This is a genomic window from Evansella vedderi (assembly GCF_030813435.1).
GTDB lineage: Bacteria > Bacillota > Bacilli > Bacillales > Salisediminibacteriaceae > Evansella > Evansella vedderi.
This window is the reverse complement of record NZ_JAUSUG010000019.1, coordinates 82,674-101,032: the sequence shown is the minus strand read 5'-3', so window position 1 is coordinate 101,032 and position 18,359 is coordinate 82,674. Positions and strand designations below refer to the sequence as shown.

Annotated in this window: 16 protein-coding genes and 2 pseudogenes; 13 read left to right on the top strand and 5 right to left on the bottom strand. The window is 37.7% G+C overall.

Annotated features, from left to right (window positions below; all coding sequences use genetic code 11):
* Positions 1 to 149 precede the first annotated feature (149 nt).
* The 9 genes and pseudogenes from fsa (at position 150) to J2S74_RS20405 (ending at position 9,223) form a co-directional block, all read left to right on the top strand.
* Positions 150 to 794 carry a fructose-6-phosphate aldolase gene (gene fsa, locus J2S74_RS20445; protein WP_307329439.1) on the top strand — a complete coding sequence of 215 codons (645 nt, stop codon included), beginning with the start codon at positions 150 to 152 and terminating at the stop codon, positions 792 to 794.
* A 65-nt stretch (positions 795 to 859) separates the two neighbouring features.
* Positions 860 to 2,878 carry a transketolase gene (gene tkt / locus J2S74_RS20440; protein ID WP_307329436.1) on the top strand — a complete coding sequence of 673 codons (2,019 nt, stop codon included), beginning with the start codon at positions 860 to 862 and terminating at the stop codon, positions 2,876 to 2,878.
* Positions 2,879 to 2,914: 36 nt separating this feature from the next.
* On the top strand, positions 2,915 to 4,402 hold the full coding sequence (locus J2S74_RS20435; protein WP_307329434.1) for an alpha-N-arabinofuranosidase: 1,488 nt from the start codon (positions 2,915 to 2,917) through the stop codon (positions 4,400 to 4,402).
* A 4-nt stretch (positions 4,403 to 4,406) separates the two neighbouring features.
* A complete protein-coding gene (locus tag J2S74_RS20430) occupies positions 4,407 to 4,646 on the top strand; it encodes a DUF6171 family protein (RefSeq protein ID WP_503128593.1) in 240 nt (79 codons plus the stop codon).
* A gap of 278 nt (positions 4,647 to 4,924) precedes the next feature.
* Positions 4,925 to 5,125 carry a cold-shock protein gene (locus J2S74_RS20425; protein ID WP_307329428.1) on the top strand — a complete coding sequence of 67 codons (201 nt, stop codon included), beginning with the start codon at positions 4,925 to 4,927 and terminating at the stop codon, positions 5,123 to 5,125.
* A 762-nt stretch (positions 5,126 to 5,887) separates the two neighbouring features.
* Positions 5,888 to 7,747 carry a MotA/TolQ/ExbB proton channel family protein gene (locus J2S74_RS20420; RefSeq protein WP_307329426.1) on the top strand — a complete coding sequence of 620 codons (1,860 nt, stop codon included), beginning with the start codon at positions 5,888 to 5,890 and terminating at the stop codon, positions 7,745 to 7,747.
* Entirely contained in the window at positions 7,740 to 8,429 is a 690-nt protein-coding gene (locus tag J2S74_RS20415) for an OmpA family protein (protein WP_307329422.1), read from the top strand. The genes J2S74_RS20420 and J2S74_RS20415 overlap by 8 nt, the downstream gene beginning before the upstream one ends.
* Before the next feature lie 164 nt (positions 8,430 to 8,593).
* Positions 8,594 to 8,884: a type VII toxin-antitoxin system MntA family adenylyltransferase antitoxin gene (mntA, locus tag J2S74_RS20410; RefSeq protein WP_307329419.1), complete on the top strand. Its 291-nt coding sequence runs from the start codon at positions 8,594 to 8,596 to the stop codon at positions 8,882 to 8,884.
* Positions 8,881 to 9,223, top strand: a pseudogene (locus tag J2S74_RS20405) (HepT-like ribonuclease domain-containing protein). The gene mntA and the pseudogene J2S74_RS20405 overlap by 4 nt, the downstream one beginning before the upstream one ends.
* Positions 9,224 to 9,252: 29 nt before the next feature.
* Here J2S74_RS20405 and J2S74_RS20400 read toward each other — a convergent pair.
* From J2S74_RS20400 to J2S74_RS20385, 3 genes and pseudogenes are all read right to left on the bottom strand, one after another.
* Positions 9,253 to 9,585: a hypothetical protein gene (locus J2S74_RS20400; protein WP_307329416.1), complete on the bottom strand. Its 333-nt coding sequence runs from the start codon at positions 9,583 to 9,585 to the stop codon at positions 9,253 to 9,255.
* A gap of 12 nt (positions 9,586 to 9,597) precedes the next feature.
* Positions 9,598 to 10,241 (bottom strand): annotated as a pseudogene (locus tag J2S74_RS20395) (TOTE conflict system archaeo-eukaryotic primase domain-containing protein).
* Between the two features lie 351 nt (positions 10,242 to 10,592).
* Positions 10,593 to 11,528 (bottom strand): acetamidase/formamidase family protein, encoded by a 936-nt coding sequence (locus J2S74_RS20385; protein WP_307329407.1) that lies wholly within the window; start codon positions 11,526 to 11,528, stop codon positions 10,593 to 10,595.
* Between the two features lie 411 nt (positions 11,529 to 11,939).
* Here J2S74_RS20385 and J2S74_RS20380 point away from each other — a divergent pair, with 411 nt between their 5' ends.
* Complete coding sequence (locus J2S74_RS20380) at positions 11,940 to 12,395, top strand: DUF5392 family protein (RefSeq protein WP_307329404.1); 456 nt, start codon at positions 11,940 to 11,942, stop codon at positions 12,393 to 12,395.
* 39 nt (positions 12,396 to 12,434) lie between these two features.
* Here the strand turns inward: J2S74_RS20380 and J2S74_RS20375 are convergent, their stop codons facing one another.
* Positions 12,435 to 14,660 carry an EAL domain-containing protein gene (locus J2S74_RS20375; protein ID WP_307329401.1) on the bottom strand — a complete coding sequence of 742 codons (2,226 nt, stop codon included), beginning with the start codon at positions 14,658 to 14,660 and terminating at the stop codon, positions 12,435 to 12,437.
* Positions 14,661 to 15,159: 499 nt separating this feature from the next.
* Between J2S74_RS20375 and J2S74_RS20370 the strand changes: the two genes are divergently transcribed.
* Positions 15,160 to 15,660, top strand: coding sequence for a DoxX family membrane protein (locus J2S74_RS20370; protein ID WP_307329398.1), 501 nt, complete (start codon positions 15,160 to 15,162; stop codon positions 15,658 to 15,660).
* 152 nt (positions 15,661 to 15,812) lie between these two features.
* Positions 15,813 to 16,604, top strand: coding sequence for a putative phage abortive infection protein (locus J2S74_RS20365; protein WP_307329395.1), 792 nt, complete (start codon positions 15,813 to 15,815; stop codon positions 16,602 to 16,604).
* Positions 16,605 to 16,616: 12 nt separating this feature from the next.
* Here J2S74_RS20365 and J2S74_RS20360 read toward each other — a convergent pair whose 3' ends face one another.
* Positions 16,617 to 17,306, bottom strand: a complete 690-nt coding sequence (locus J2S74_RS20360) for an HAD family hydrolase (RefSeq protein WP_307329393.1) — start codon at positions 17,304 to 17,306, stop codon at positions 16,617 to 16,619.
* A gap of 169 nt (positions 17,307 to 17,475) precedes the next feature.
* On the opposite strand from J2S74_RS20360, the gene J2S74_RS20355 reads away from it, so the two are divergent.
* Positions 17,476 to 18,333, top strand: a complete 858-nt coding sequence (locus tag J2S74_RS20355) for a DegV family protein (RefSeq protein WP_307329390.1) — start codon at positions 17,476 to 17,478, stop codon at positions 18,331 to 18,333.
* The last annotated feature ends 26 nt before the right edge of the window (positions 18,334 to 18,359 follow it).

Here is an 18,359-nt window from a genome sequence, read left to right as displayed (position 1 = left end):
AAATTGTACGTACAAATAATTGCTTATTAATGCAATGGCAATTACACGGACGTACAATTTGTTGCCTGAATACTAATAAAAGCGAGTTCAAAAACTCAGAAACCGACCTTTTTGAACAGACTCTATAATAAATACAAGGAGATGGAACGATGAAGTTTTTCTTAGACACTGGTAATATTGATGAGATTAAAAGAATTGCAAAGTTAGGATTAGTAGACGGTGTTACAACCAACCCTACATTAATTGCAAAGGAAGGTCGCCCTTTTAAAGATATTATTAAAGAAATTTGTGAAGTGGTAGATGGTCCAGTAAGTGCAGAGGTAATTGGTTTAACTGTAGAAGAGATGGTAAAGGAAGCTGAGGAATTAGCTAGTTGGGCACCAAATGTAGTTATTAAACTACCAATGACAGAAGAAGGTCTTGAAGCTACTTATGAATTAACAAAAAGAGGCATTAAAACAAACGTAACTTTAGTATTCTCCGCAGCACAAGGTCTAATGGCAGCGAAAGCAGGAGCAACTTACATAAGTCCATTTGTAGGAAGATTAGACGATATTGGGACAGAAGGAATGGCTTTAGTTAGAGATTTAAAAACGATCCTAGCAAACTATGGTTTTGAAACAGAGATTATTGCAGCTAGTATCCGTAACATTGAGCATGTAGAGAAAACGGCTGTTGCAGGTGCAGATATCGCCACTATTCCAGGATCGTTATTACCTAAGCTATGGAAGCATCCATTAACAGACAAGGGAATTGAGCAATTCTTAAAAGATTGGGAAATAGTACCGAAGTAGATCAAAGAGGGTTCATTTGCCTCTTGAGTTCTAGAATGAATTACCCTTTGAGGAGGAATAAAACAATGACAAAAGTACAAACTTCTATTGAACAACTAGCTGTAAATAGTATACGTACACTATCTATTGATATGGTTGAAAAAGCAAACTCGGGACATCCTGGAATGCCGATGGGAGCGGCACCGATGGCCTATGAATTATGGACGAATCATATGAAGCACAACCCATTGAATCCTAGCTTCTTTGACCGTGACCGTTTCGTATTATCTGCGGGGCATGGATCTGCATTACTATATAGCTTACTTCACCTAACAGGATACGATCTACCTTTAGAGGAATTAAAGAATTTTAGACAATGGGGAAGTAAAACACCAGGTCATCCAGAGTTTGGTCATACAGTTGGTGTAGAGGCGACAACAGGTCCTTTAGGTCAAGGGATTTCAACAGCAGTTGGGATGGCAATGGCAGAAGCTCATTTAGCGGCTACATATAACCGAGAAAACTTCCAACTTGTCGATCATTATACGTATACCATTTGTGGTGATGGCGATTTAATGGAAGGTATTGCATCGGAAGCAGCATCAATGGCTGGTCACATGGGTCTTGGAAAACTTATTGTACTATATGATTCAAATGATATTTCCCTAGATGGAGATCTTCACATGTCCTTTACGGAAAACGTTGAGAAACGTTTTGGATCCTATGGATGGCACTACATTCGAGTAGAAGATGGCCAAGACTTAAAAGCGATTGGAGAAGCCATTCAAGCAGCAAAAGCTGAAACTAATCGTCCAACTTTAATTGAAGTACGTACAGTAATTGGTTTCGGAAGCCCGAATAAGTCGGGGAAATCAGCTTCCCATGGCTCCCCACTAGGTCCGGATGAGGTAACGCTTACGAAGCAAGCATACGGATGGGAGCATGAGCCTTTTGAGGTTCCAGTAGATGTTCGTGACCACTTCAAACAAGTGGTGGAAAAAGGGCAAGAACAAGAAGCAGAATGGAACACTATGTTAGGGCAATATAAAGAAGCATATCCAGAACTAGCAACTCAGTTTGAGAAAGCTATTAGTGGTGAATTACCAGACGGATGGGATGAGGACTTGCCTCTTTATGAAGTAGGATCTTCCAAAATGGCAACTCGTCAATCTTCTGGTGCTGCATTAAATGCCATTGCACAAAATTTACCTACAGTATTTGGTGGTTCTGCTGACTTAGCAGGATCCAATAATACAACATTAAAAGGTTTACCGATCTTTAGTAAAGAAAATTATGCTGGAAGGAATGTTTGGTTCGGAGTAAGGGAGCATGCTATGGGAGCTGCGTTAAATGGATTAGCCCTTCATGGTGGTGTACGTCCATACGGGGGAACATTCTTTGTATTCTCTGATTACTTACGTCCATCCATTCGATTAGCGGCAATGATGAACCAACCTGTTGTTTATGTACTAACTCACGACAGTATTGCTGTTGGGGAAGACGGTCCAACACATGAACCTGTAGAGCAACTGCCATCATTACGTGTGATTCCTGGCTTAACAGTGCTGCGTCCTGCCGATGGAAATGAAACAACAGAAGCCTATCGCTATGCCTTTGAACAAAAGGAATCTCCAATAGCAATGGTACTTACTCGCCAAGCACTGCCAGTACTGGAAGGTTCTAAAGAAAAAGCTCGTGAAGGAGTAAGAAAAGGTGCTTATGTACTTTCCGATTCAGAAAAAGAAACGGATGTTATCTTATTAGCTACTGGATCTGAAGTAAGTCTTGCTATGGCAGCGAAAGAAGAACTTACAAAGCAAGGTACAGCAGTTCGTGTTGTAAGTATGCCAAGCTGGGAATTATTTGAACAGCAGTCTGAGGAATATAAAGAGTCCGTTCTACCTTCAAGCATCAAAGCTAGAGTTGGTATCGAAATGGCTTATCCATTAGGCTGGGAGCGTTATGTGGGAGACCACGGTAAAGTAATCGGTATCCAAACGTTCGGTGCATCAGCTCCTGGAAATGTAGTATTAAAGGAATACGGATTTAGTGTAGAAAATGTTGTAGCAAACGTAGAACAACTGCTAGCATCTGTTAAGTTATGAAAGGAAAAAATCTAAATACTAGGAGGTCAGATATTTATGACAAATAAAGTTGTTGTAAATGCAGACATTGAAAAAGGTACGATTAATAAGAATATCTATGGTCACTTCTCAGAGCATTTAGGAAGATGTATTTATGAAGGCTTTTGGGTTGGGGAGGATTCTCCAATTCCTAACACTAACGGTATCCGTAATGATACTGTAGCCGCTTTAAAAAACATTAATATTCCTGTTTTACGTTGGCCAGGTGGGTGCTTTGCTGATGAGTACCACTGGAAAGATGGTGTTGGACCACGTGAAAGTCGTAAACGAATGGTCAACACACATTGGGGCGGTGTTGTGGAAAATAACCACTTCGGAACGCATGAATTTATGATGCTTTGTGAAATGCTTGAAACAGAGCCATATATTTGCGGTAACGTAGGTAGTGGTACGGTTCAAGAAATGTCCGAATGGGTAGAGTATATGACATTTGACGGGGAATCCCCAATGGCTAACTGGAGACAGGAAAATGGTAGAGAAGAGCCATGGAAATTAAAGTACTTTGGTGTAGGTAATGAAAACTGGGGCTGTGGTGGAAATATGCGCCCTGAATACTATGCAGATCTATACCGTCGTTTTCAAACGTATGTAAGAAGCTATGGAGATAATAAAATCTACAAAATTGCTGGTGGAGCAAACGTAGATGACTATCGTTGGACAGAAGTACTGATGCGTGAAGCACATTGGTTAATGGATGGTTTAAGTCTTCATTATTATACAATTCCTGGTGACTTCTGGAAGGGGAAAGGTTCCGCTCTAGACCCTCGTGAAGAAGAGTGGTTCATTACAATGAAAAAAGCTCTTCATATTAATGAGTTAATTACGAAGCACTCTACGATTATGGACAAATACGATCCAGAAAAACGTATTGGAATGATTATTGATGAGTGGGGTACTTGGTTTGATGTGGAGCCAGGTACAAATCCAGGATTCCTATATCAACAAAACACGATTCGTGATGCACTAGTTGCGGGCTTACATTTCCACATTTTCCATGATCATAGTGATCGTGTCCAAATGGCAAACATTGCACAAACGATTAATGTACTTCAAGCAATGATATTAACAGAAGGAGAGAAGATGATTCTAACTCCTACTTATCACGTATTTGAAATGTTTAAAGTACACCAAGATGCAACCAAGTTAGACATTGACATTACTAGCGCGGATTATGAACTTAATGGTGAAAAGTTACCTTCTGTTAGTGCTTCCGCTTCCAAAGATAAAGAAGGTAACATTAACATCAGTTTATGTAACTTAAACCATAAAGAAGAGTCCACAATTACGATTGAGCTCCGTGGTTTAAAAGAGCAAGTTGGTCAAGTTTCTGGAAGGCTTTTAACTGCCGATGAATTAAATGCACACAATACTTTTGATAATCCAGAGAACGTAAAACCAGTAGCTCTTGAAAGCTTTACTGTGGAAAATGATGTATTAACAGTAAAGTTACCTGCAACGTCTGTAGCTATGCTAACGATTGGATAATAGGATGACCAGAATAAAAGAATGTAAAAGCTGTGGGATCAATGTTCATGTGGATATGGATGAATTAATGATTGATGAAGAGAAGTCTGTATCTGATGACATTTACGATGAGCGGTTAGCTGTTTGTATGGAATGCCCAGCGTTGCAATACGGAACGACCTGTCAGCACTCAGGAGAAATTGTTTCCTACCGAGCACTGTTTAAAGAGAAACGTTGTCCGTATCCTGGTAAGCCAAGATGGTAAATGAACGTCGGTGCAGTTCCTGAACTGCCAATGCCCTTATGAAAAGCGTGGGATAAACTATCACCACGCTTTTCTCTATTTTATAAGAATAGGATGCCAACATGGAAAGGTCTCAAAAATAAAATTTGCTTTTATTTATGTAATCTGTTACAGTTAAATAGAATTATATTTGTTCGGTATGTCAGGAAAGAATAAGTGTTGAACTTTTCGCCTTTGATATCTAATGAGCAACTATAGTAATAAAAAGTGGAAAAAAGTCCACACAGGAGGAAACAAACATGCAACAAGGTACAGTAAAATGGTTTAACTCAGAAAAAGGTTTCGGATTCATCGAAGTTGAAGGTGGAGACGATGTATTCGTACATTTCTCAGCTATCCAAGGCGAAGGCTTCAAAACTTTAGAAGAAGGTCAAGCAGTAACTTTCGACGTAGAGCAAGGTCAACGTGGACCACAAGCTACTAACGTAAACAAAGCATAATTATTGAAAGAAGCATGGATTTCCATGCTTCTTTTTTTTTTGGCTGCAACGGTATAGAAAGATTTAAGGAATGCAATTAGGCGAGGTGAGAGAAAGGATGAACGCGTTCCTAGAACAGTTTAAAGGAACACAATGAGAGGTTCTGTTAACTTGAACTGAACGGAGTCATTTATTTTTTCGATGCAATAAAAAAGCTGACTAATAAATGTATTATCCTTCTAATAGTACAGGTCCCTTTTGTAAAAAGGTATTGTACTTCAGATACTTGGATTTCAACATTTTAGTCAGCTTCGGCCAAACATGGTACAGGTGTTAAATGGTTACATACAGCATAACACGTTTAGTCGAAAATACCTAATGAAATTTATAAAATGAAGTAGAAACATGGAGATTCATTTAGTAATATCGTGACTCATCGTGTTTTTTGGTTTGAAAAAAGAAGATTTTTAGTGATTATAGGGATTTAATATTTGTGATATTTCAGTAAATTGGCTAACCTCTCGATTAAGTGGAAAAATTTATCGAAATCGGGATGGAATCTATCGGATGGAGGTAATAATCTATCGAAATTGGACTATAATCTATCGAATGGAGGTAATAATCTATCGAATTCGATCCATAATCTATCGAACTAGAATAATTATTATCTAGAAACAGACCTCCATGCATGTTTTGTCCCACTTATGAATAGCAATGAATTAAAAGGGCTAAAGTGACAAGCTGCTTGAATGTGTGAATTTGATTTTTCTAGGGGGAAGTCCAATGGTAGAAACTATCCTACGTTTTTTTATTAGTGAGCAACAAGCTCAGTCCATTTTATCTAATCCATTTATTGAATTTATTTTCATGGTGCTGTTTTTCATTTTTACAGTGGCAATTATTGCCCATTTTATCTTGTATGGAAGGTTAAGTAGAATACGGAACCATTTGAATGTAACCAATTCTTTAGACATTGATCCATTGAACAAATTCAAAGCGGAATTTGATGAGAAGAAGGAGCAGGAATCCTTAAAAGTGGAGACCTTTGTACAAAAGAAGTTCTCCAGTTGGCGAGTAGTTAATGTACCGGTGGTCAGCTTGATTAAGATGATTCAGATGACCGTTTCTATCCTCATTTTAATTGGAGTGTTAGGTACGTTCATTGGACTTGCCATGTCCCTTGGCAGCATTGATGGAACAGGGGATCAGCTTGTGGAAAATGTAGCAAGTGTTCTAGCAGGTCTTGATGTGGCTTTCTTTACAAGTATTGCCGGGATGGGATTATCTCTCATCATGACTTTGGTAACCAAAGTGGCCAATACGGAATACATGTTAACGGACATTATGTTAAAAACGGAATCGTATCTGGAGGAAAATGAACAAGATGCCATGGCAAAACTCATCGATGTATCGAAAAACATTAATGGCTCCATCGTTGAATTGAGGGAAACAAATCAAAAGTCACTGCAAAACATTGAAAAGGCCTTCCATGGTTTTCAAGAGTATACGGTGGGATTGCAGCAGTCCGCCAAGGATTTGGCTAAATTCAACGAAGGGCTGTCTGCCAATTTAAAGGATTTCACCTCTCTTTTTACTAATATCCAAAAGGTGACCGATGGCTTAGACGGATCCGTAACAAAACTGAATAAGAATTTCGATCAGCTTTTTTCCTATTTTAATAAAATGGACAAACGGAATGAGCGGATGACGAATGCCTTCCAGGAGACGTATAAGAGAATTGAAGAGCTGACTTCTTCACAGATGGAAACATTAAACAACTTCCAAGAGGCAGTGGAGGATTGGCGAGAGTATATTAATGGAATTTCTGATCGACAGGAGGCCATTCATGGCTCCTTTGAGAGAATGATCAGTCAAAGTGATAATTTGGTAAAAATTATGAAGGAAAACAACAAACAGTTCAGGGGAATATTTGGTGACGACCTCAGTGCCCGAATCGGTAATATTAATTCCTACCTTAAGGAACTGCGACATGATTTCGATAAACTAGGGAATTCAGTGGTGCGATTACCAGATGCATTAGAAGCCATTAATATTGCCCAAGGGGAGTATCGAAATATGTTTTCCGATCGCTTTGAAGAGCTCCGAGAGTTTAACAAAGACTTTAACAGCCATTTGAAAAATCATGTGGCGGAGTCGAATGCATTGGAAAAGCATTTAAGTGATGCAACGAGATCCTATGAGCAGATAGCCATGAAAAATGGTCAGCTATTGCAAGAGATTAACCGAACGGTTTCCCAAATGACAGACTCCTTCAACCATAGGGAAAATCAATTGGAATCTAGTGTAGGCGTTCTAAAAGACACGTTATCTCGTTATGTAGCTAGCTTGGAAGGGACACTAGGAGATCGTTTAGATAAAGTAGGCCGTAACATTGGTGATTACGTAGTGGATATGAATGATGCCATTAAAAAAGAATTTAAGCAAATTGGGGATATTACGGAGGATCATCAACAAAGGAGTGCTCGTCATACCCAGCAGATGATGAATGATTTGGCCCAGGAGTTCCAAAATCTCAATCGTCAGTTGCAATCCTTTATTCAAGAGGTGGCAAGGCAAAGAGTTTCTCCAGATCCTATGAGACAACCTGGAAATGGCAGAGTAAGGATTGGCAGCAATGATTAATAAATATAAACGATTATTTAAAGGGGAACAGGACGAGGGGCACTTTTGGCCGTCCTTTACAGATTTATTGACTGCGATCCTACTCTGTTTTGTCCTCATTTTTATCGTAATGATGGTGATAAAATCTTTTCAAATTGAAGAGATGAAACGTACCATTGACCAGATCATGGGTGTCCGAGTTAATCTCATAGAGGACCTAAATGAAGAGTTTGGTGGAACGGGAATAGAGATTGATGAACAAACGGGTGCCATGATTTTTGAGACGGATATTTTGTTTGAATTTGATGAGGCAGAACTAAAGCCAGAAGGATTTTCCTTTTTAGATGAATTTGTTCCTGCTTATTTAGATATTTTGTTGAAGGGCGGATATGAGGAATATATTTCTGAGATCATCATTGAAGGCCATGCGGATAACGTTGGAAGCTATTTGTACAACTTAGAGCTCTCCCAGGAAAGAGCATTTAGTGTAGCGGAATATGTGTTAAGTGAGGATTTCCCTTACCAAAACATCCAAGATCATTTAAAGGAAAAGTTAACGGTAAACGGTCGATCTTATACTGATGGACGAACCGATGAAGAAGGAAATTACAGTGCCGAAGCATCTCGAAGGGTGGAATTCAAATTCCGCCTCAAAGACCAAGAAATTTTAGAGGCAACAAGAGAGTTATTGGAGGGGAACTAATAAGGTAGCAAGAAGCATGGGGTTCCCATGCTTCTTTTCGTAGTGGAAATATAACTTTTACAACCTTATTTGTTAAAAATAGGAGTTGTTTATGTTTGTTTTGTCTTTTTTACTATATAATATAAAAAACATAAAGACTTAAAAGTGAAAGGGCGTGTTGATGTATGGCAAATGAAAATAACATTGATCAGCGTCTGAAGTTAATAAAACCCTATTTACAAGAGAAATATAAAGTAAGTAAAGTCGGTTATTTTGGTTCCTATGCTCGTGGTGAACAAACGGAGGATAGTGATATAGATATATTGGTTGAGTTTTCTCAGCCTATAGGTTTAGAATTCGTTGAACTTAAGGAATACCTTGAAGATAAATTAGGTAAAGAAGTGGACCTAGTTACGGTAAATGCATTGAAACCAAAACTAAGGAAGACTATTCTTAAAGAGGTAATATACTCATGAAAAGGGAAGGGGTATTTTATCTCGAAGACATACTTGAATGTATGAATAAAATAGAAAATTACACCTCTGACATGACTTTTGATCAATTTGAACAAAATAAATTAATCATCGATGCAGTTATTAGGAATTTAGAAGTAATTGGAGAAGCTGCAAAACATATTTCCAGAAAATATAAGATTAAAGTACACCAATTTCCCTTGGAAAAGTATTGTAGGACTTAGAAATATTCTAATTCATGAGTATTTTGGAATTGATGAACAAATTATATGGGAAATTATTTCAACTGATTTTATACACCTTTTTCGTTCGAACAGCCTTCAATACTTTCTCGAAGCTTAGTGCAGAGATGTGGTGGTTCTTTCCATTGATCAATTAGTTGGGTTCTGTGGACAATAATTAACGAATTCACTTGGTGCTTTGCAATTAACGCAGCATCTTGGTAAAACAAGAGAGCCATCCCTTAACTCAGAACAATCTATCATTTTCGGGATTCGGTGTGTAGAAAAACGTTTTGCTTGAGCTTTATAAAATTCGGGATTTCCGAAAGTAGCGAGTTTTTTTAGCTCATACAGAACTTTACTTGGAAGCTTAGATTTAGGTATATGAAATCCATTCTTTAATTCAATTTCTATTGCATCTGGTAGAGGGATATCAGAAATTGAACCTTCTTTTAGTACTAGTGGTACCTCAGTTAATACCATATTAAGGAATGATTAGATTTCCTTATCCCTAAGTTTTTTAATAGATGATAAATAAGCCCATTGATCTTCATATTCTTCAAAAGCTTCATTAACAAAAACACTGTTCCCCTTTAGCCTAGCTTCGTTTTGAAATGGCAAAGCTATTAAGTTACCCATTCCACCCCTTGGTAAAAAATCTTGGTTTGGAAATAGACGGTCAAATGAATCTAAACCGATTTCTAAACGTTTTTCATTGGTTTTTTCTAGTAGAGATAAACCAAATTTTCTTGCTAAAGTGGCTTTAATGGCTTTTTCGAAAAAGAACCAAACGTGAGCGCCCTCACCCGAACGTGATCGTTCAATATGAAAAGGAATTTTCCATTCCTTGCACGTTTGTACAAAAGCCCGGACGTCTTCTTTCCATTGTTTTTTGTCAAAATCAACCGCTAAAAAATAGCATGAATTATCTTCTAAGAGAGGGTAAATACCAATAATATGTTTTCCTTTAATATGATCAGAGATCACTTGTGAAGTTATAGGTGCAAGGGAACGGTGATTACAATCTTGACACTTAATTTGAGGTTTACGACAAAGGTGATTATCCATTCATTTGTACAAACAGGTGAGTATCCTGATCGACCATTTTTGTCACCCCATCTTTTCGCAAAAACATCCATCCTACCACGAAATAAATTTACATATAAATCCAACTTTTCTTTAGAGGTAGAATGTTTCGTTACCGTTTGACTGTCAGTATTAATTATAGGAAGAGGTGAAAAATTTAATGATTTCAATTGCTTCAGCTCTTCTTTTAACCGAGCGTTTTCATTTCTTAACCTATGAATCTCCTCATTTGCTTGTTTTAGCTGAATATACATATCCATTTGATTTGTACTCCATTAGAAAAAGTATTTACCAATTAGTTTAGCCAAGAAAAGTTTCAAATAACAATAGGTTTTAATAAATTCCTATATTTTACTAGGAGGGGCGGTTCCCATGCTATGCCAGAAACCGGCCCTCCGATTTCTTTATCTCACAGCTCCATGTGGCAAAATTGCATGAACCCCTTTTACTCCATTCACTACTTGAGTCACTCGTAAATCTACAGCGACACTGGCAAGGGCTGTTGCTTGGGTTTTATTAATTCCGTAGAATTGCTCCATGAGTTGAACCATTTCATCTAAGGCTACTGCCGTTGCTTGATTTAGGTCCTCGTTAAACCCAAAGGTAACCCAACCGGCAGGCGTGTTTGCCCGTGGCATGGAAAGGGACATATTTTCATGAACGATCAAAGTGATGTCCACTAAATCCATTGGGCATTCAATAGCCGTTCCGGAGCTTTCTCCGTCCCCTTGTACAGCATGCCCATCACCTATGGAAAACAACGCCCCTTCCACAGAGATTGGAAGAAAGAGACTGCTTCCCCTTACTAACTCCTTACAGTCAATGTTTCCGCCGCAATATCTTGGCGGGGCAGTTGGATGGATTCCAGGTTCCCCAGGTGCTACTCCCATTAATCCCATAAATGGGGAGAGGCCAACGCGAAATTCCCGCGCTCCAATTTGGCAAGTCCCTGTCATCGTGGAATGGTTAAGCTTCCAATCTAATTGAACCCTTTCACTTCCTACCAAACCAAGTTTCTCATTTTGCCAGCTTGAATTGCCTCCTGCCCAGTTTCGACCATACCATCCAGGTACAAGGTCATTTACCCTGACTTCTAATACCATTCCAGGTTTAGCATTATTAATGGCGATTGGACCGAAAATGGGATGCCCTGGCTTGTCCTCTTTCTCCCTCGATTCAAAAATAGTCCTTTCCGTTCCGTCTGAATCCGAATATCCCCATTGAATGTCGAGGGTCTTTAATTGAATGGAGTCTCCAGAATCCACTGTTAAGATTGGCTCATAGTCGCGACTAAATGAACCGTGGAGGTTTTTCGAATCTAGATCAATTTTATGTATCAACTTTTCCACTCCTTTAAAACATTTTGTGCTATTATTATAGAGTTTTTTAATGGGAAAATGAATATCCACCACCCCATTGTGGATTGAAACCTGCTTTTTCTGAAAAAACATTTGTTTTTTCTATGAATGAGGGCCTTTTGTTTCCAGTGAAATGGATAATCTATCGAAATCACAGTGTAATCTATCGATTTGAGCTAATAATCTATCGAAATATGGGGATAATCTATCGAAATCCTCAATAATCTATCGAACAATAATTATTTTAATCTAACCAACCCCGCTCCAACTCCCGTTCCCCTTCTTTTCTATACTTTTTTTGGAACAAAGTTACTCCATTTGAAGTATACATATAATATGGCACAGTCAGGAATTTGGACATATCCATTATTTTTTTAAAGGAGTGACACGGATATGCGTTCTTCCCGTACGGAGAGTACTTCGGACCTTATAAAAAAAGAGTTTGAGAATATGCATAAGGAACTTAAGCCCTTATTAATGAAATGTTTACTTTATTCGGTTATTTCTGCTCCACTATTTTCCTTTTCTTTTATGAGTTTATATTACCTGGTGTTCGAGTTTGGAGTTGATGTTATTACCTTACCAGTGATTCTTTTTTCCCTAACAGGTGCCTTTAGTTTTGCTTTACTAAGGGAAGCATTCCACAAAAATAAAGAAATGAAGGAAGCGAGTAGAGATTATATAAAGAAGAGGATTAGGGAAAGTGAGTACATGGATATTCATTATAAAGAAGATTACTTGAAAAAAATTCAAGATAAACCGAGGGATATGTTTAAAATCTTCGTGGAGTTTCTGGAGCGGGAAAATAGAACGAGAATGATAAAAAATAGAGAGTCTGATGATAAATAACAATGTGAGGGTGTCTCCTTTTGAGACACCCTCGATGCTTTAAAAAAGGGAACGGAGATTTTCCCTAAACTCTTCTGCTGGAACGGGTTTACTGAATAGAAAGCCTTGGATATTATCACAGTTATATTCCTTTAATAATTTTAATTGTTCCTCTGTTTCTACTCCTTCTCCAATTACCTTTAGATTTAAATTATGTGCTAATGTGATGATTGTCTTTACAATGTTTACGGCATTATCGTCGTTCATAATATCTCTAACGAATGTTCGATCGATCTTCAAGTAATCAAGGGGGAATTTTTTAAGATAATTTAAAGAGCTGTAACCTGTACCGAAATCGTCTATACTTATTCCAATACCAAGGTCTTTTAACTCCCTCAAGACTTTAATAGAATAATCAAAATCGACGGCCATTGATTCTGTAATTTCTAGAACGAGGTATTCAGGATCTAACTTGGTTTGTTCCAGTACTTCTTTTAAAAAAACTACTAAATTCGGTCTGAAAAATTGTTGTGTGGAAAGATTTACGGCCACCTTTATAGGTTTGCCACCTTCATCCTGCCATTGTTTATTTTGTATACAGGCTTGCTTAATGACCCATTCTCCTATTTCCGTGATTAACCCCGTTTCTTCTGAAATCCTAATAAACTTATCTGGATAAATTAATCCATGCTTCGGATGATTCCAGCGAATCAATGCCTCGACACCAATGATTGACCCGGATTTATTACAAAATTGAGGTTGATAATGTAAGATAAATTCGTCTTTTTCCAGTGCATTTCTTAAATCGGTTTCCATTTTCCAGGACTCAATGGAATGATTCAACTTATCTAGTGAATAGAAAGCGTATCGATTCTTACCTTTGGTTTTGGCTTCGTACATGGCGTTATCCGCTTGAATCATAAAGCTCTCAACAGAAAGTATTTGATCTGGATAAACAGCAATACCGATACTAACAGTTGTATGAAACTCATGGGCATCTACAGTGAACGGCAGCTTAAATTGTGCCAAAATTCGATTTGCCACTTCCGTTACATAGTCATTATCATGGTAATCTTTCAATAAGAAAATGAATTCATCTCCGCCAATACGAGCTAGCTTATCGTTTTTTCCAAGGCAAGCAAGTAATCTTTTCGTTACTTCCACAAGAAGTAAGTCTGCTTTCGAATGACCGAACGTATCGTTAATTACTTTGAATCTATCTAAGTCTAATAGCAAGATAGCTACGTTTCTTTTATTGCCAACTTTGTTGGACTTAATGATTGTTTCCATTTCTTTCTTTATATAACGTCTGTTTGGTAAATCCGTTAAATCATCATGGTAGGCTAAATAGTTATACTTTTCTTCCATTAAAAACCTTTCTGTTATATCCCTAAATTGACCAAAGGCACCTATTAAAACACCCTCTTCATAAATAGGCTGGGCGTCAAATAAACAGACTATCTGCTCTCCACGATCGTTGGTAAACTTTAATTCCTCATTTTCAAATTTAACTTGTTTTTCGAGAACTAGCTTGAAGTAATCTCCGGTCGTATGTGAATTAAAAATTTTCTTTCCAATAATCGATCTTCTACTCTGATTAAGAATTTTTTGAGCTACTCCATTAAATTCGATTGTGATCCCGTTTTTATCTGTGATGATAATGCCATTTCTTGTTTTACTCAACATGATTTGATTTAGGATGTTCAATTTCTTATTTTGTTTTCTTAATAACAGCTCTCTTTCAATGGAATCTACAACCTGTGATAGCATTGTTAAAAATAATGAGTTTTCAAAGGTGATAGGCAGCATTAAGCAGATGCTTCCTAGCAAATTATCCTCATCGGTGTAATGAAAGGCTGCCCCGTAACAAGCGACTTCATGGAGAAAGGTGTGGTAATGGTTTTCTCCTATCAAACTGATTGGTTCTTTATGCTGTAATGCTAAGCTTACTACATTTGTTCCTGTATCTTCTTGTGTAAAAAGACTTCCAACTTTAATTCCAAAGTTTTCTACAGTAGATTTAATGGTTTCGTCGCCCACTAAATCTAATAAGTACCCATCTGAATCGGATATTACCACTAGGATGGGGGTTCCCTTTAATGAATCCAAAAGCTTATTGGAGAAAAAGCTTACTACGGATAATATCTCCCTATATGATTTTCTTTTTTTACTAAGTTCTTCTTCTGTCAAAAACTTTTTTGGAGCAGGGATTACGTTGGGATCCATTCCTTTTTCTCTGTAGCGTTCCTTTGATTCTGCTATGTACTCTGGCTCTTTGCGGTTCATCCTGTCCCACCTCCCAAGATGTACATCTTCATCCACATGAATGATCTTATTATTATTCTTATTAATTCCCATATTCATCCATTTGAAACATTGTAAAGAATGGAGCTAAAGTACTAGGAGGAATTTCGTATTACTAAACGTGCGGAAATAGAAAGACCCTTTTACTACGAGTGTGAATTTAGTCACATTTTAGTCACCGTTTTGCAACGGAGTGTTCACAGTTCCCCCATTCGTAACGTGGTTTTTCGTTATATACTGATAGTGAAGAAAGAGTTAGTGATCACTAAACAACATAAACTTCATCAATTAAAAAATTTAACAAGTTGCAAAAGCCATTATCTTTTTAATTATTAAAGGCTGTTACATTTTGTTGCTAATAGCTTGGATTAACGGAAGGCGGCGACTCCAGCGTTGCCCACGGAAAGCGTCCGCCTGTAGCGTAGCCAAGCCAACTACTTAAAAAAACAGTCAATTAAATCATTCTTAGGAGGAATGGATCATGTTCATGGAATTCATTAGAAACAACAAAATTGCTGCTGGTATCTTAACGATTTTACGTGTATATCTAGGTTGGTCTTGGATGACTGCTGGTTGGGGAAAAGTCACAGGGGAACCGTTTAGTGCTGCAGGGTATTTAAACGGTGTGGTAAATAACGAATTCGTTATGGAGCAATACCCAACATATCACGCATTTATTGAAAGCTTTGCCTTACCGAACGCTGGAGTATTTAGCTTTATGGTCGCTTGGGGAGAACTATTAGTGGGGATTGGATTACTTCTTGGTGTATTAACAACAGCTGCCGCATTCTTTGGCATCATGATGAATTTCGCATTTATGTTTGCAGGTACCGTATCTTCTAATCCATGGATGATTTTATTGACCATCTTCATCTTAGCTGCAGGACACAACGCTGGACGCTATGGTGGCGACCGCTGGGTAATTCCTTACCTTCGCGCAAAGCTGTTCAAGAGCAAATCAGCTATTGAAACAACTGCATAACAACAGAATCACCTCTATTGTTCACCTCTTTACACGAGCACCCTGATGAAATCATCAGGGTGCTTTACTTATGTTATAAACCAAGCTCTGGTGGAATATATTGTTTTGTCGATTCCTAACAGAAATGTGCATTCACACTGGAGGGGGGGAACATGATGTCAAAGAAGGGGAGACTGCAGTCATGGGGGAATAGGTTTATCAAGATGATCACTAGTAGTTTGTTTATCATCCTTTTTATAATTAGTTTAACGGCAGTGATTATATTTCACATTTTATTAAACAGCAATTTTACTTTCCATTCTTCTGAAAATACTGGAGATTTTCTTATTACAATAGCAAGTCCAATCATTGCCTTGTCTGCCTTTATTGTTGCCTTTTTTACGTATAAGCAAAAGGGGTTAGAAAATGAGAAGAAACGAATCGAAAATATTTTTTTTCAGCTTCTTAACATGCACCATGAAATTGTGAACAGTTTAGAATATGAACTAAATAGTATGGAGGAGAGAGTGGTAAAGGGGAGAGGGTATTTTCGTAAAGTATATCGGGACTTAGTTAAAACATATGTGGAGCAAAGAACAGGAGAGCCGGTGTCAATGGAGGATCTGCAAAGAGCTTCATATTTTATAATGGAAGAAAAAGAAGGGGATCATTTACTACATTATTATAGAAATCTTTATCAACTTGTAAGATGGGTTACAAAACATAAAGGTATCCTTGAAAAGCATGAACGGAAGGAATATATACAGATTTTAAAGGCTCAATTATCCCAATATGAAATTAGTCTATTGTATATTAAAACAAAGCATTCTGAAAATCAGGAGTTTTACCAGTTGCTTCAGGAGTATGACTTTTTTAACGATAACTCCCGGGACAGTGCCTCGAAAATTCTGGAGAGATTTAAGGGAGATGTGAAACGAAATATAGAGTTTCAAAGAAAAAATTAAAGGCGGTACCCTCTAAATAAAGTGGGTGCTGCCTCTATTTTTTTCGGCGGCAAAGATAGGCCATTTGTTTTTATGGGCAATTTTTTTCATATCAGAATCTGGGTTAACAACGATGGGATATTTTACATAGTGAAATAATGGAATATCACTTTCACTGTCTGCATAAGCCCAGATTTCAGTTGAGCCACGGCCAGATCTTTTAACCCACTCTTGTACTTTTCTTACCTTCTCTTCACCGTTAATGATTTCTCCAACATCCCCCGTGCAAAGACCCTGTTCATTTAATTGTAATTCTGTGCTAATAACGTGAACATCTAGCTGGACTTCTTTCGTAAAGGCTTCTAAGAATGGCTGAAGGGCACCGGACAGTATAATCACTGTATCCCCTTTTTCTTGATGTTCACGTAGCTTATGTATGAGATCATGATTAAAATCCTTCTTTCCGATATTTACTAACTGCTGAAAAAATACGTCCAACTCTTCTTTTGTTTTTCCATTAAAGGTTTTGGCAAAGGCTCTAAAAAATTGTAGTCGTAGTGCGGCTTTGCCCCTTACCACCCCAACAGCTAATGCCTTTGCAATTCCGGTAAAAACAACAATCCATTCCTTTACCCCAAAGTTTTTCTTTCCCATTTGGAACATAATTTTAAAGGAATTTCCTTGATATAGTGTTCCGTCAAAATCCACTGTAACGATCGCCAACTCCATCACCTCATTTTCTAGTAATTATAATGTAGGTTGATAGAATTGTAAATAAATTGAAATACCTAGAAATAAGTAGTTAGTACCTCATATTAACACTTGGTAATGTTTTTGTTTCAAAGTATAATTATACTAACAAGAATCTTATCATGGAAGGATGATGATGATTATGTCAAAGAAGAAAATTGCGTTTGTTACCGATAGTACTGCATTTATTACAGAGGAATTAAAGGGGCACCCAGATGTTTATGTCGTGCCGATTGTGGTTATTTCGGAGGAGAAGGAATACGAGGATGGAATCGATCTATCGTCGGAGCAATTATATGACATGATCCGTAACAGTAAAGAGGTTCCGAAAACGTCGCAGCCTTCCGTAGGAAAGTTTACAGAATTATACGAAGAACTAAAACAAAATTATGATGCTGCAGTGGCCATCCACGTTTCAAATAAATTAAGTGGTACCATCTCTAGTTCAACAACAGGTAAGGATCAAGCAGAGTTTGATGTAGAAGTAGTGGACTCCTTATCCCTTTCTTATGCCATAACAACATTAATGAAAAAAGGGCTTTCAATGGCGGAAAAAGGTGTCGATGTAAAGGAAATCGCAAATGAATTAAGAGACGAAGCCACTAGATCCAGAAATTTAATTTTACTGGGCAGCTTAGAGCAGTTGTATAAAGGTGGAAGAATGTCGGGTGCTCAATTCTTATTAGGGAATGTGCTGCAAATCAAACCCATTTTAACAATCAATTCGGAAGGGGAACTCGGACTTTCGGAGCGAGTTCGTTCAGAAAAAAAGGCTACCAATAGAATAGTGGACTTATTAAAACAATCGTGTGCAGAGAATAACGTGAAGGAAGTTCAAATTATGCACGGAAATGTGCCGGAAAAGGCCAATGCATTAAAGGAAAAAATTCAGGAAGCCATTCCTGAGTTGGATATCGTTGTAGGAGAAATAAGCTCCTCCTTAGCAGTACACGCAGGAGAAGGAACACTAGCAATGTTATGGCATTTAGAAAAAGAATAGGAAGCTAGGGATGATTCTATTTTAAA